Origin of the sequence: Vibrio sp. Vb1026 (assembly GCF_033338745.1) — a bacterium.
GTDB classification, from domain to species: Bacteria; Pseudomonadota; Gammaproteobacteria; order Enterobacterales; family Vibrionaceae; genus Vibrio; species Vibrio alginolyticus.
Genome location: NZ_JAWOTH010000007.1, coordinates 59,563 through 74,379, shown reverse-complemented (window position 1 = coordinate 74,379; position 14,817 = coordinate 59,563). Strand labels below are relative to the sequence as shown.

At 44.2% G+C, this 14,817-nt stretch carries 13 protein-coding genes and 1 other annotated feature (1 of these 14 only partly in view); of the genes, 9 read left to right on the top strand and 4 right to left on the bottom strand.

The annotated features are described in order from the left end of the window. Positions 1–7, top strand: a sequence feature (Thr leader region); it begins 113 nt to the left of the window's first position. A 53-nt stretch (positions 8–60) separates the two neighbouring features. The 4 genes from thrA (at position 61) to R7E47_RS12725 (ending at position 5,573) form a co-directional block, all read left to right on the top strand. Then, the gene (gene thrA, locus R7E47_RS12740) at positions 61–2,520 is read left to right on the top strand and encodes a bifunctional aspartate kinase/homoserine dehydrogenase I (protein WP_017821509.1); all 2,460 of its coding nucleotides are present in this window, start codon (positions 61–63) and stop codon (positions 2,518–2,520) included. 20 nt (positions 2,521–2,540) lie between these two features. Next, entirely contained in the window at positions 2,541–3,497 is a 957-nt protein-coding gene (gene thrB / locus R7E47_RS12735; protein ID WP_054728792.1) for a homoserine kinase, read from the top strand. Then, positions 3,494–4,774 (top strand): threonine synthase, encoded by a 1,281-nt coding sequence (gene thrC / locus R7E47_RS12730; protein WP_005381818.1) that lies wholly within the window; start codon positions 3,494–3,496, stop codon positions 4,772–4,774. Before thrB ends, thrC begins: the two co-directional genes overlap by 4 nt. A 139-nt stretch (positions 4,775–4,913) precedes the next feature. Next, the gene (locus R7E47_RS12725) at positions 4,914–5,573 is read left to right on the top strand and encodes an NADPH-dependent FMN reductase (protein WP_005382842.1); all 660 of its coding nucleotides are present in this window, start codon (positions 4,914–4,916) and stop codon (positions 5,571–5,573) included. Between the two features lie 110 nt (positions 5,574–5,683). Here the strand turns inward: R7E47_RS12725 and grcA are convergent, their stop codons facing one another. After that, positions 5,684–6,061 (bottom strand): autonomous glycyl radical cofactor GrcA, encoded by a 378-nt coding sequence (gene grcA, locus R7E47_RS12720; protein WP_005381814.1) that lies wholly within the window; start codon positions 6,059–6,061, stop codon positions 5,684–5,686. A gap of 326 nt (positions 6,062–6,387) precedes the next feature. Between grcA and nfo the strand changes: the two genes are divergently transcribed. The 3 genes from nfo to R7E47_RS12705 all read left to right on the top strand — a co-directional run bounded on the left by nfo (position 6,388) and on the right by R7E47_RS12705 (position 8,907). Further along, positions 6,388–7,272 carry a deoxyribonuclease IV gene (gene nfo, locus R7E47_RS12715; RefSeq protein WP_005382844.1) on the top strand — a complete coding sequence of 295 codons (885 nt, stop codon included), beginning with the start codon at positions 6,388–6,390 and terminating at the stop codon, positions 7,270–7,272. Positions 7,273–7,561: 289 nt separating this feature from the next. Continuing rightward, positions 7,562–8,242 carry a uracil-DNA glycosylase gene (gene ung / locus R7E47_RS12710; protein ID WP_005382846.1) on the top strand — a complete coding sequence of 227 codons (681 nt, stop codon included), beginning with the start codon at positions 7,562–7,564 and terminating at the stop codon, positions 8,240–8,242. 113 nt (positions 8,243–8,355) lie between these two features. Further along, positions 8,356–8,907, top strand: coding sequence for a hemerythrin domain-containing protein (locus tag R7E47_RS12705; protein ID WP_005381807.1), 552 nt, complete (start codon positions 8,356–8,358; stop codon positions 8,905–8,907). Between the two features lie 236 nt (positions 8,908–9,143). On the opposite strand, the gene R7E47_RS12700 is transcribed toward R7E47_RS12705, so the two are convergent. Beyond that, positions 9,144–9,329 (bottom strand): DUF3545 family protein, encoded by a 186-nt coding sequence (locus R7E47_RS12700; protein ID WP_005381805.1) that lies wholly within the window; start codon positions 9,327–9,329, stop codon positions 9,144–9,146. A gap of 721 nt (positions 9,330–10,050) precedes the next feature. On the opposite strand from R7E47_RS12700, the gene R7E47_RS12695 reads away from it, so the two are divergent. Then, the gene (locus R7E47_RS12695) at positions 10,051–11,484 is read left to right on the top strand and encodes an alanine/glycine:cation symporter family protein (RefSeq protein WP_005381800.1); all 1,434 of its coding nucleotides are present in this window, start codon (positions 10,051–10,053) and stop codon (positions 11,482–11,484) included. Positions 11,485–11,594: 110 nt separating this feature from the next. Continuing rightward, positions 11,595–12,371, top strand: a complete 777-nt coding sequence (gene yaaA / locus R7E47_RS12690) for a peroxide stress protein YaaA (RefSeq protein WP_005381798.1) — start codon at positions 11,595–11,597, stop codon at positions 12,369–12,371. Positions 12,372–12,480: 109 nt separating this feature from the next. On the opposite strand, the gene srmB is transcribed toward yaaA, so the two are convergent. Both srmB and R7E47_RS12680 read right to left on the bottom strand, forming a co-directional pair. Then, positions 12,481–13,704: an ATP-dependent RNA helicase SrmB gene (gene srmB / locus R7E47_RS12685; RefSeq protein ID WP_005381797.1), complete on the bottom strand. Its 1,224-nt coding sequence runs from the start codon at positions 13,702–13,704 to the stop codon at positions 12,481–12,483. Between the two features lie 107 nt (positions 13,705–13,811). Then, complete coding sequence (locus tag R7E47_RS12680; protein ID WP_017635070.1) at positions 13,812–14,531, bottom strand: tRNA1(Val) (adenine(37)-N6)-methyltransferase; 720 nt, start codon at positions 14,529–14,531, stop codon at positions 13,812–13,814. Between the last annotated feature and the right edge of the window lie 286 nt (positions 14,532–14,817).

Below are 14,817 nucleotides of genomic sequence, written 5' to 3'. Positions count from 1 at the left end.
TTTTTTATGCTTTTTTATCCAGAATTTAGACAAATTTAAGAAGATATACCGGAGGAAGGGATGCGAGTATTGAAGTTTGGCGGATCATCACTAGCTGATGCAGATCGCTTTTTGAGAGCGGCAGACATTATTGCCAATAACGCTCAACAAGAAGAAGTGGCGGTTGTTCTTTCCGCTCCTGGTAAAACAACAAACAAATTGGTTGCGGTCATTGAAGGCGCATTGCGCAATGGTGAAGCAGAACTACAAATCAAAGAGTTGGAGGAGTCGTTTAAAACGCTCTTCACTCAAGTCCAAGCAGTACTACCCAATATCGATGGTTCAGCTTTCGATAACCAAGTGAAAACTTCTCTCTCTCAATTACGCCAATTCGTTCATGGCATCAATCTTCTTGGCATGTGCCCAAACAATGTTAATGCACGTATTATTAGCAAAGGCGAACGCGTTTCGATTCAATTGATGAAAGCGGTGTTAGAAGCCAAAGGCCAGCCTGCACATCTTATCGACCCAGTTGAATACCTATACGCAAAAGGTGATCACCTTGAAGCCATGGTCGATGTTGAAGTTTCGACTCAGAACTTCCGCCAGAATCCTCTTCCTCAAGGTCATGTGAACATCATGCCTGGCTTTACCGCAGGTAACGAGAAAGGTGAATTGGTAACACTTGGTCGCAATGGCTCTGATTATTCGGCGGCGGTTCTTGCGGCGTGTCTGCGCGCAGATTGTTGTGAGATCTGGACTGACGTAGACGGTGTATACAACTGCGACCCTCGTTTAGTGGAAGATGCTCGCTTACTTAAATCTCTTAGCTACCAAGAAGCAATGGAGCTTTCTTACTTCGGTGCTTCCGTTTTGCATCCGAAGACCATTGCTCCTATCGCGCAGTTCCACATCCCATGTCTGATCAAAAACAGCTTTAACCCACAAGGTGCAGGAACTCTGATTGGGCAAGACACTGGTGAAGACAATCTGGCGATCAAAGGTATCACGACGCTAAACGACCTAACTATGGTTAACGTCTCCGGCCCAGGTATGAAGGGTATGGTTGGCATGGCAAGCCGCGTGTTCGGCGCAATGTCTTCCGCTGGTGTGTCTATTGTTCTTATTACTCAGTCTTCTTCTGAGTACAGCATTAGCTTCTGTATTGAGGCAGAAGATAAAGCAAAAGCGCAACAAGTACTGGCCGATGCGTTTGAGTTGGAACTGAAAGATAGCTTATTAGAGCCGGTCGAGTTTATTGATAATGTTTCAATCATAACGTTGGTTGGTGACGGCATGCGTACATCGCGCGGTGTTGCATCTCGCTTCTTCTCATCTCTTGCTGAAGTGAACGTAAACATTGTAGCCATCGCACAGGGCTCATCTGAGCGTGCTATCTCAGCCGTGATTCCTGAAGATAAAATCTCTGAAGCGATCAAAGCGTGTCACGAAAACCTATTCAACTCTAAGCACTTCTTAGACGTATTCGTGGTTGGTATTGGTGGCGTTGGTGGTGAGCTGGTGGATCAGATCGAGCGTCAACAGGCGAAGCTTGCGGAAAAAGGCATCGTTATTCGCGTGTGTGGCTTGGCAAACAGCAAAGGTCTTCTGCTTGATAGTGAAGGTCTGCCACTCGATCATTGGCGTGATCGTATGTCGGCTGCGACAGAAGAGTTCAGCCTAGCGCGTTTGATTTCTTTGGTTCAACGTAACCACATCATCAACCCAGTATTGGTTGACTGTACATCAAGTGAAGATATCGCGAACCAATACGCTGATTTCTTAGCTGCTGGTTTCCATGTCGTTACACCAAATAAAAAAGCAAACACAGCAAGCATGGCTTACTACCATCAGCTTCGCGATGTTGCGCGCAGCTCTCGTCGCAAGCTGATGTACGAAACAACTGTGGGGGCGGGTCTACCGGTAATCGAAAACCTGCAAAACCTAATCTCAGCGGGTGATGAGCTAGAGCGCTTCAGCGGTATTCTTTCTGGCTCTCTGTCATACATCTTCGGTAAGTTAGATGAAGGTATGAGCCTAAGTGAAGCAACTAATATCGCAAAAGAAAATGGTTTTACTGAACCGGATCCTCGTGATGACCTTTCTGGTATGGATGTCGCGCGTAAGCTTCTGATCCTAGCTCGTGAAGCAGGCATGTCTCTAGAACTAGAAGACGTTGTGGTTGATCAAGCACTGCCACCAGGTTTTGATGATTCTGGTAGCGTTGATGAATTTATGGCGCGTTTACCTGAAGCAGACGCCTACTTTAAAGAATTATCTGCAAAGGCAGCGGAAGAAGGCAAAGTACTGCGCTACGTTGGTGAGATTAATGAGGGCAAGTGCACAGTAAGCATCGCTGCGGTGGATGAAAACGATCCAATGTATAAAATCAAGGACGGTGAAAATGCACTGGCATTTTACAGCCGTTACTATCAGCCAATCCCACTAGTGTTACGTGGCTATGGTGCAGGCACCGAAGTAACGGCTGCGGGTGTATTTTCTGACGTGATGCGTACTTTAGGTTGGAAACTAGGGGTATAACAATAATGAGTTCAAGTGATATGGATGTAGTGGTTTATGCCCCAGCATCAATTGGTAATGTAAGCGTTGGCTTTGATGTGCTGGGGGCTGCCGTGTCTCCAGTGGATGGCACACTATTGGGTGACCGTGTATTGGTGAAATCTGGGGCTGATCCGTTCAGCCTTAAAACGGCGGGTGATTTTGTTGAGAAATTGCCAACTGAACCAAAAGAGAACATCGTCTACGACTGTTGGCTCGTGTTTGCTCGTGAGTTAGACAAAAAAGGCGTTGAGCTAAAACCACTTGAGATGACGCTAGAAAAGAACATGCCAATTGGCTCTGGTTTAGGCTCAAGTGCATGTTCTATCGTTGCTGCATTAGATGCATTGAACCGATTCCATGGACAGCCACTTAACGAGACAGAATTACTAGCGCTGATGGGAGAGATGGAAGGCAAGATCTCTGGTGGTATTCACTACGACAACGTTGCGCCGTGTTACCTTGGTGGTGTCCAGTTGATGCTTGAAGAGCTTGGTATCATCAGTCAAAAAGTGCCTTGTTTTGATGATTGGTACTGGGTGATGGCGTATCCGGGTATCAAGGTATCAACGGCGGAAGCGCGTGAGATCCTACCATCTCAATACCGCCGACAAGATATCATTGCTCATGGTCGTCACCTTGCGGGCTTTATTCATGCGTGTCATTCTGGTCAGCCAGAACTTGCTGCAAAAATGATCAAAGACGTGATCGCAGAACCGTATCGTGAGAAACTGCTTCCAGGTTTTGCGAATGCACGTCAATACGCAGCGTCTGCGGGTGCATTGGCAACCGGTATTTCTGGCAGTGGTCCGACACTGTTCAGTATTTGCAAAGAGAAAGATGTCGCTGAGCGAGTTGCTCGCTGGTTAGAACAAAACTACGTACAAAACGAAGAAGGATTCGTCCACGTTTGTCGTCTAGATAAGCAGGGTTCGAAAGTAACAGGAAGTGAGCTATGAAGCTTTACAATATAAAAGAAAATGATGAACAAGTTTCCTTTGGCCAAGCCGTTCGCCAAGGGTTAGGCCGTAACCAAGGTCTATTTTTCCCATCGGAATTACCAAAATTTGAAGATATCGATGCGCTGCTTGCAGAAGACTTTGTCTCTCGTAGCACTAAGATTTTATCGGCGTTAATTGGAGATGAACTTACAGAGGAGCAAGTGAATGCTCTTGTTGATGCTGCATTCCAATTCCCTGCGCCAATTAATCAGGTCAAAGACGGTGTTTACGCTCTGGAACTGTTCCATGGTCCAACGCTTGCATTTAAAGACTTTGGTGGTCGCTTTATGGCGCAATCTCTTGCTGCGGTTTCGGACGGCGGCAAGATCACTATTCTGACTGCAACTTCCGGCGATACTGGCGCAGCCGTTGCGCATGCTTTCTACGGTATGGAAGACATCAACGTTGTGATTCTTTACCCGAAAGGTAAGATCAGTCCACTGCAAGAGAAGCTATTCTGTACGCTTGGTAAGAACATCCATACTGTCGCGATCGATGGAGACTTCGATGCGTGTCAGGCACTGGTTAAGCAAGCTTTTGATGATTCTGCACTGCGTGAAGAGATCGGTCTGAACTCTGCAAACTCAATCAACATCAGCCGTTTGATGGCGCAAATCTGTTACTACTTTGAAGCAGCTGCGCAAATGAGCAAGCAAGAGCGTGAAAACCTAGTGGTATCAGTACCAAGCGGTAACTTCGGTAACCTAACTGCTGGTCTATTGGCAAAAGCGTTGGGCTTGCCTATCAAACGCTTTATCGCTGCAACTAATGCCAATGACACGGTTCCTCGCTACCTAGAAACAGGTAAGTGGGAGCCAAAACCAACAGTCGCAACAACATCGAACGCGATGGACGTGAGCCAACCAAACAACTGGCCTCGTATTGAAGAGCTGTGCCGTGTGAAAGAGTGGGGCTTGGAGACGTTAGGTAAAGGTGCAGTATCTGATGAGCAAAGCGCACAGTCAGTGAAAGACTTACATGCTCTAGGCTATCTATGCGAACCGCACGGTGCGATTGCTTACCGCGTTCTTGAAGAACAATTGCAAGACGGTGAAACCGGTCTGTTCCTATGTACTGCTCACCCTGCGAAGTTCAAAGAAGTCGTGGATGATATTCTAGAATCCGATATCGAGCTTCCTGCGCCACTAGCGAAGCACGCTGCGATGGAGCTGCTATCGGAAGAGCTCGACGCAGACTTTGACGCATTGAAACAAGTACTGCGCCGCGTGCAGTAAGCTTCAAAGTATAGTAAGTATCAAAAACAGAAATAACGAGAGGTGAATGAGTAATCATTCACCTTTTTTATTGTCGGTAAGTTTTGACTCTCTTTATGATTGAGAAACGAACTTAACTAAATGAGATGGAAAGAGAAGCATGCATTTTTTGATTTTTCTTGGCTCAGTGAGAGACAGCACGCCACCACGACCAGCCCGTTTAGGAATGCGAGTCAGTAAAGCGTGTGAAAAACTCATCGCGAGTCAACATTCGCAACATACGGTCGAAATCATCGACCCTTTGAATTACGACTTTGGTGATGTGTTTAAGCCTGAGTTTGCTTATCACCGCTCTAAAGTTCCGCAGCACCTAAGTGAGCTAGCAGACAAAATCAAACATGCGGATGGGTATGTGATGGTTAGCCCGGAATATAACCATTCGATGAGTCCTGCCTTGGCGAACATGCTTAACCATTTCGGCAGTTCGCTGTTTTCTTACAAGCCGAGTGCTATCGTGACCTACTCTGCAGGGCAATGGGGTGGCGCTCGTGCTGCAGTGTCGATGCGTACCTTCTTATCTGAACTTGGATGTCTACCTGTCTCTGCGATGATCCACATTCCGAAAGCGCAAGAAGTCTTTGATGAACAGGGCGTTGCTGCGGATGAGTCGGAGCAGACGCAGTGGGACAACTATATGAATCGCACTATGCATCAATTGATTTGGTGGGCAGAAGGGGCGTCACTGCAAAGAGATAGGCTTGATCCAACCTCTGTAGCGCAAGCGTTTCAGAAAGATCCTTCGCAAAGAAATGCACCTTAGAGGCGAGTTGCTTTCCATTATAGAAAGGGGTTAGAAGGATTCTGAAACAAAAAAGCTTGGTCATTGCTGACCAAGCTTTTTAAATTCTAGCGAGCTAGTTTACTGAGAGATTATAGAGTCTCAGTAAAAGTACGAGCGATTACATCACGTTGTTGCTCTGGAGTTAGCGAGTTAAAACGTACTGCGTAACCAGAAACACGAATAGTTAGTTGTGGGTATTTCTCTGGGTGTGCAACTGCATCTTCTAGTGTTTCGCGTTTAAGCACGTTCACGTTTAGGTGTTGGCCGCCTTCGATACGAGGAGCAGTTTCGATTGCAACTTCACGGCTTTCGTATTCACCTAGGTCGCTGATTGCGATAACTTGGTCTGCTTCGTAGCCAGCAGTTGCAGCAACACAACGAGCTTCATTTTTTTCGCTATCTAATAGCCAGATAGAGTTTAGTAGGTCGTCGTTTGCCGCTTTTGTAATTTGGATACCTTGGATCATCACTATCTCCTAGACCACTTACGTGGTGATTATTGGTGTTAATTTTCGAATTTTCGTTGAGCTGAGTATTATATAGCTAATATCCACTATTTTAATATTGATTTAAGTCAAAAAACAACCAAAAACATTATTTTTATTAAGGTGATTTTATTGAGTTAAATCAATAAAACCTTTGAAAACAAACCAATTACAATTTATTTGATAATATAAAAAATATTTAATAACTGGCTTTGTTGTAAATTTACTACAAATTGAGATTAAAGTTTAAACTGGTTAACGCAACTATCTGTATTTAGGTAGCAATACTGAAAGTCTAAAGTGATTAAATGACAAACATGAAAAACAAGCTTGGGAATAAACTCATTGGTGCACATGTCTCTGCTGCTGGTGGGGTCGATCAAGCTCCGTTGAGAGCTCGTGAAATTGGCGCGAATGCATTCGCACTATTTACAAAAAACCAACGCCAGTGGGTGGCGAAGCCTTTAGAAGCAAAAACCATCAGTGCGTTTAAAGCGAACTGTAAAATGCTGGGTTTCGGAGCAGAACATATTCTTCCCCATGATTCTTATCTGATTAACTTGGGTGCGCCGGAAGAAGAAAAGCTGAATAAATCCCGCGCGGCATTTATTGATGAAATGGAGCGTTGTAATCAGTTGGGGCTGACTTTGCTTAACTTCCATCCGGGTAGTCACCTAAAGAAAGTCTCTGAACAGGAGTGCCTCGCGACGATCGCCGAGTCGATCAATCTTGCGCATAAAGCGGTGCCGAATGTGATCGCTGTTATCGAGAATACGGCAGGTCAAGGCACTAACTTAGGCTGGAAGTTTGAGCACCTTGCTGAAATCATCGAGCAAGTGGAAGATAAAGATCGTGTCGGCGTTTGTATTGATACCTGCCATACCTTTACGGCTGGTTATGACTTACGTACAAAAGAAGATTGCGAGCGCACCTTTGCAGAGTTCGACCGTATCGTAGGTATGCACTATTTAAGAGCAATGCATCTAAATGATTCAAAAGTAGAGTTTGCCAGCAAAGTAGATCGCCACCATTCGCTAGGTAAAGGAGAGATCGGGTGGGATTGCTTTGAGTACATCGCGAAAGACCCTCGTTTTGATGGTATCCCTCTGATTTTGGAAACAATTGATCCAGATATTTGGCAGCAAGAGATCAACACGTTGCGTCAATTCCATTTAGCGGCCATTGCCAGTTAATGGCGTAACCACAAAGTTGGCACCTATCTTTCTTAGTCATTGAACATCAATCTCTGAATTAGCAAAGAAGGATGCCAACATGTCTCGACCACTCTCTTTTACTCCTTATGCTTTCACTCGTCGCGTGCTTCGCTTACCGATGCCTAATCGTCACATTACCGGACAGGGGCATTTTCGAACGCCACAGAAGCATTAGTCTTTTATTACTTGTCTCAAGTTCGTGGTAAGTTTTTGTTTGTTTGAGTTTCGCTCGTTAGAATAGAAGCAAAATTTAGGACAGGAACTTTCCATGAATCAGTCACCCACTTGGCACGATGTGATCGGCGAAGAGAAAAAGCAGAGCTACTTTGTAGACACCTTGAATTTTGTTGAAGCCGAACGCGCCGCAGGCAAAGCTATTTTTCCTCCCGCAAAAGATGTCTTTAACGCGTTTCGTTTTACCGAGTTCAAAGACGTTAAGGTCGTGATTCTAGGACAAGACCCATACCACGGCCCAAATCAGGCGCATGGCCTGTGTTTCTCTGTACTTCCTGGCATTAAAACGCCACCGTCACTGGTTAATATGTATAAAGAGCTGGCGCAAGATATTGAAGGTTTCCAAATCCCTCAGCATGGTTTTTTGCAAAGCTGGGCTGAACAAGGCGTATTGTTACTCAATACGGTATTAACGGTGGAGCAAGGTAAAGCGCATTCACATTCAAAGACAGGTTGGGAAACGTTTACTGATCGAGTGATTGAAGCCATTAATCAGCATCAAGAAGGTGTAGTGTTCTTGCTGTGGGGTTCACATGCACAGAAGAAAGGTCGTTTTATCGATCGCAATAAGCACCATGTGTTAGCTGCCCCACACCCATCGCCACTTTCTGCACATCGAGGCTTTTTCGGTTGTAAGCATTTCTCTCAAGCAAACCAGTTGCTTACATCACAAGAAAAAGCACCAATTAACTGGCATTTGCCATTAACGGTATAAATGAAGAGACAGCGATCATGGATGGTATGATCGCTGTTTTTTTGAGCACGCTCGAGGCTGATAGTAAATTTCTCATGTACACTTACTAAAAGTAGGTGTTAAGGAGAGACGCTATGATGATCGAAAGAATTCGACGCGAACATGGTTATATGGTTCGTCTGTTGGCGATACTGCGCCATAAGCTTAATGAGATAAAAAAAGAACGTGTAATCAACTATGCGTTAGTAAGCGAGATTGTTGATTACCTCTCTAATCATTCGGAGAAAGTACACCACCCGAAAGAAGATATCCTTTATCACCACTTTCTTGAACACTATGGTAAGCAACAAACCATGGAAAATTTAGAGAAAGAACATCTAGAGTTAGCGAGTAAAACCAGAGAGTTTTCATCCGTGATAGAGATGATCCTTCAGGATGCTGTTGTGCCACAAGACATGTTTGTCGCTCACCTAGAAGATTTCATAGAATCGCAAAGGCACCACTTGGAGCTAGAAGAGCGAAAAATTTTGCCTCTCATTGAAGAGTTATTTACCACAGAAGATTGGCAGCATGTCGAGAGCTTATGGAGCGTCAGTGAGGATGATCCTGTGTTTGGTGACACGATTGCTGATCGTTATAAGCAGTTGGCCGAACGTGTTCGTCAAAGTGATACTGAATATGTTTAAGACTGAATGATGAAACCTGAGCGAGCGAAAGCCGTCTCTCGGGTTTGTGAGATACATTTCTTATTTATTGGGAATCAACCGAAAATTTAGTGTGCATATTTCTCGGCAAAAAGTACGGAAGATTCTCATTGAGTAATAATGGTATTCATACTTAAACCTTGGTACATAAACTCACGGTGTTTACGGTCACTGTAAACAAAAAACAAAAGGCACCTGTAAGGTGCCTTTTGTTTGAATTAGAGTTTAATGTCTTCCAAGTTATAATCGGTACAGACATCAAGTTCGCGCAGCTCTTTAAGCAAATTGCGTCTGTCGTTCATCTCTTCTATTTCACGCCACTTTCGCTTTACTGGTTTGGCACGAGATTTGGTTGTTGAGGTAGTATCCAGATTAAAAATGTCATCTAGTTGAAAGCCTTCCATAAGCCACCTTTACCTTTCTTAAGCTAAACTGTTGTAACCAGTCCTTGTGGAGTTTTTTTAGTACCACAATAGCCGTGAGAATAACCATGATATATTTCGCATTTGTGTCGGTAGCATGACATTTTCGTGCAAAAATATTCTCAAAATCACACTTTTTATTGCAACGATGTGGATAAAAAATGCACAAACGATCTCAAGAAAACGATTAAATAGAGAGATTTTCTATGTTAATTCGATTTGATGAATGGGTGCACTGCGCAAAGGTTAAAGTTGCATAAAATCAGTTTGATGAAATAGTGTTCAATTAGATGGTAAGTCACTAGCGTAAATTTATGTAACACCTTGTGAATACTAGCTTGTTCTTGTTTATACGGTTTACCATTCCATTTAATGAAGAATAATTATTTATGTTGGTGTTTGGTAATTGAAATGTTGCGCAGTTTGAGTGTTAAGTCTTCTATTTATGTTATTTTTTGGTGACTTTATAGTGAAAAATAACAATGTTATTCTTGTTGTTGCATATTGATTTTTGCGCTCCTAGGTTGCATTATCCGCCCGTCAAAAAATACGCTGGTACGTAAAATGGATGCATGAAGCGACGTTTACGATTCTAGATTGCCCATAAACATTACTTAAAAAGCTAAGCACACTTTGACACTTAGCAGGCAATTTGGTGGATGGCTAGGACGCATAGACTGGCGCAACTCACTTTGAGGTACACATGACAGACTTAATCAATTTGATGAACGATCTCCTCTGGGGCTCGATTCTGGTTTATCTTCTTGTTGGTGTTGGTATTTACTTCACCGTTCGATTAGGGTTCATTCAGTTCCGCCATTTCGGCCACATGTTCTCTGTTCTTAAGAACAGCCGTAAAGCAGACAAAGCTGGTATTTCCTCTTTCCAAGCGCTTTGTACTAGTCTTGCTGCACGTGTTGGTACAGGTAACATGGCGGGCGTTGCAGTTGCATTGACTGCGGGTGGTCCTGGTGCGATCTTCTGGATGTGGCTGATTGCAATGCTTGGTATGGCAACATCGTTTGCTGAGAGCACACTGGCGCAGTTATACAAAACCAAAGATGATGATGGCAACTACCGTGGTGGCCCTGCCTACTACATGGAAAAAGGCCTGGGCATGCGTTGGATGGGCGTGTTGTTCTCAGTTTTCCTAATCATCGCTTTTGGTTTGGTATTCAACGCCGTACAAGCTAACTCAATTGCCAATGCAATGAGCAACGCATTTGGTTGGAATAACCTGTATGTCGGTATTGCCGTTGTTTTACTGTCTGCAATTGTTATTTTCGGTGGCATCAAGCGTATCGCAAGAGTTGCTGAGATGATCGTTCCGATCATGGCACTACTTTATCTAGCCCTAGCGCTGTTCATCATGTTCTCTAACCTAGAGAAATTACCTGATGTATTGATGCTTATCTTTAAGAGTGCATTTGGTCTGCAAGAAGCAGCAGCAGGTGGTCTTGGCTACGCAATTGCACAGGCAATGATTAACGGTATCAAGCGCGGTCTATTCTCGAATGAAGCAGGTATGGGTTCTGCACCTAACGCGGCAGCTTCAGCAACACCTTACCCACCACACCCAGCGTCTCAAGGTTACGTACAGATGCTAGGCGTGTTCATGGATACGATCGTTATCTGTTCTGCAACAGTGGCTATCATCCTGATGTCTGGTGAGTATGTCGGTCAAGCAACAGAAGTGACGGGTATCGAGCTAACTCAGCGTGCATTGAGCTCACAAGTTGGCGATTGGGGCGGCATCTTTGTTGCTGTGGCAATCTTCTTCTTTGCGTTTACTTCAATCATTGCAAACTACTCGTATGCTGAAACGAACTTAATCTTCCTAGAGCACAATCATAAAGCGGGCTTAAGCATTTTCCGCGTTATTGTTCTTGGTATGGTGATGTTTGGTGCACTAGCTTCGTTACCAGTCGTATGGTCGCTTGCTGATGTCTCTATGGGTCTGATGGCGATAGTTAACTTAGTGGCTATCATCTTGCTATCTGGCATCGTGATTAAACTGGCCAAAGATTACAACCGCCAGCTTGGTGAAGGCAAAGTGCCAACATTTGATGCGAATGATTTCCCAGAGCTGAAATCTCAGCTTGAAGAAGGCATTTGGTACAACGATAAAAAAGACTAAGTGAGCTATCACTCATAGTTGAAAGCTATTAGTACGATGTAAAAAGCCATGCAGACAATGCATGGCTTTTTTTGTACCCTATTAAAAACAAAATTAGAGAAGGGAAAGTCATGCTTATCGTAGTTTCTCCAGCGAAGACTCTTGATTACGAGTCTCCGTTAGCGACAGAAAAATTTACTCAACCTGAGTTGGTCGAATACTCAAAAGAGCTTATCGATGTATGCCGCAAACTGACTCCTGCTGATGTTGCCTCTTTAATGAAAGTGAGCGACAAGATTGCCGATTTAAATGTGGGCCGATTCCAAGAGTGGAGTGAAACGTTTACCACGGAAAACTCACGACAAGCCATTCTTGCATTTAAAGGTGACGTTTACACAGGGCTAGACGCCGAAAGTTTATCTGAAGCGGACTTCGAATATGCTCAAGATCATCTGCGTATGCTATCGGGTCTCTATGGTTTACTAAAACCACTTGATTTGATGCAGCCATACCGTCTTGAAATGGGTACCAAGCTTGCAAACGACAAGGGTACGAACTTGTACCAGTTTTGGGGCAACGTTATTACGGACAAGCTTAACGAAGCGATTTCTGCTCAAGGTGATAATGTCCTTATCAACCTTGCATCAAATGAATACTTTAAAGCGGTTAAGCCAAAGAATTTAGATGCGCAAGTGATCACGCCAGTATTCAAAGATTGTAAGAATGGTCAATACAAGGTCATCAGTTTTTACGCGAAGAAAGCGCGCGGTATGATGGCGCGTTACATCATTGAAAACCGTGTTGAGAGCGTAGCAGACCTGGCTAAGTTTGATACGGCGGGTTACTACTTTGTGGAAGATGAATCGACGCCAACAGAGTTAGTATTTAAACGCGAAGAGCAAAAATAAAGCTGATTGAGACGTAATCGACGTTAATCTCTATCAGCACAAACGAAAAAGGGTTGGCATTGCCAACCCTTTGTTATTTTCTAGCTTGAGCTACTTGGCCCCAACAAGATTACTTCTTCTTAGCGGTTTTCTTTTTCGCTACTTTTTTCTTGTCGTCTTTTTTCTTTTTCTTCTTAAACACAGGCTTTTTGTGTTTAGGACGCATCTCTTTCACGAAACGCTCTTTGATGTCTTCTTTCACGTAACGTGCAACGCGATCCATCATTGGTTGGTCGTGTGCTTCTACGATTGAGATAGCGTTACCTTTCTTACCTGCGCGAGCCGTACGGCCGATACGGTGAAGGTAAACATCAGCCGTGCGCGGCATGTCGTAGTTGATAACGTGTGATACATCCGGAAGATCGATACCACGCGCAGCAACGTCCGTCGCGAGCAGCACATTCACAGTTCCATCGCGGAAGCGAGAAATCGCATTGTTACGACGATCTTGCGGCATTTCACCTTGAATCCAAGAACATGGAATCTGTGCGCTTTCAAGCTGCGCTCGTAGCTCAGCCAAACGCTCACGAGTCTTTAAAAAGACGATAGTGCGCTCAGCCTGCTGAGTAATAATGTGTTTTAGTAATTCCAGTTTGTGTTCTGCATCATCAGCACGGTGGTACCACTGAGCAATTTTCTTACGCTCACGCAGCGGTGATTTTGCGTCGATCTCTGCAGGGTCATTCAACAGATCAGCGGTAAAGCCTTCTACGCCTTTCCCTTCTAACGTTGCTGAAAACAGAAGGGTTTGCTTACGCCAGCGACATTCGTTAGATAGGCGATCGACAGTAGGAGCAAAACCCATATCTAGCATACGGTCTGCTTCATCAAGGATTAACCATTCGATTGCACGACAATCAAAACGTTCTGCATCAATGTATTCTTTTAAACGGCCAGGTGTCGCAACCACAATGTCTTGCGTTGTTGCAAGGATGTCGGCGTGCTCTTGGTACTGAACACCACCAGTGATGGTGAAAATGTTGAGTTTGGTATTTTTTGCCAAAGCACGTGCTTGATCGGCAATTTGCATCGCCAGTTCGCGAGTAGGCGTTAGGATCAAAATACGCGCAGGCCCAGGCTTACGACGAGGGAAGTCTTGCAAGTATTGCAATGCTGGCAGGACGAAGGCGGCCGTTTTACCAGTTCCTGTTGGCGCTGACGCTAGAATGTCACGACCGTCCAACGCTTGTGGAATCGCTTCTGCCTGAATTTTTGTTGGGCGTTCGTAACCCATCTCTTCAATGGCTTCAAGTAGGTTTTGGTCTAGATCAAGTTCAGCAAAGGTTCTGATCACAATGAGTTCTCCACAAGCAAAGCTTGGTTAATGGTTCGCCACAACAGCATAGAATACAAAAAGGTCGCACATTATAAAGTGATTGGTGATAAGGATCACATGTTATTTCACATCTTAAGATAAAACTCGCGAGTTAACTGTATGAAATCATCACTATAGCCGTCATTTGAACGGATAATTAAATGTGACGTCTGCAAATCGCAAGGTCGTTTTGACAGTTCAAATAACAGTCGGTGTACTGGTTTCTTTTCTGATGGTTGCACACGACAGATCCGCGATAGATACCAACTTTGGTTTAATGCTAGCTCAATGAACTGCTCGCCTTCGGTGATTGGCAACACAAAACTAGCTCTCCCTTCGTCATCAAGCAAATGATAGCAACGCTGTAGCAATGCGTTATGGCCTAGCGTATCAGTGTGCCTCGCGGTTGCACGTTGACTGTGTTTCGATTGCTCGCCGCTGTTGAAGTAGGGCGGGTTACAAATGATGCGTTGGAATGGATGTGTCGGCGTAAAGTGCAGTATGTCGGTGTGATGCACACTTACACGATCTGACCAAGGAGACTGGGCCATATTTTTTTGCGCGGCAGCAACGGCTGTTAATTCGATATCGACCGCGGTTATTTGAGCTTCTGTAAAGCGTTGAGCACACATCAGGGCAAGCAGGCCAGTGCCAGTGCCAATATCGAGAATTTTAGCGTCGTTAGGGCTTTGAATCCAAGCACCAAGCATTACCCCATCTGTGCTGACTGGCATACCACTCTCGCCGCCCTCAATACAAAATTGCTTAAAATTGAAGCCTTTAGTTTTCAGTTTTTTGTTCTTCATGATTGTTTTATATTTGCTCAATAATTAAGTGGATTGCTCTATTGTTTATTAATTGTATAGATTGTTGTTTTGTTGGTTATTAAATTGTATTGTTAATTGATCGAGATAAAGAACTGGTCTGTTATTTGGATCTGGTTATATCCACTGCTTTTAAGTTTGAAAACTAAATTAATATGGTGTTTTTTTCTTAAAGGTTGCCAAATGATGAGTCTTTCGTCATTATGCGGCGAAAATTTTATAGATTGAACCACGTGTACTTATTGACTTTAGGTATACAAAAAGTGGT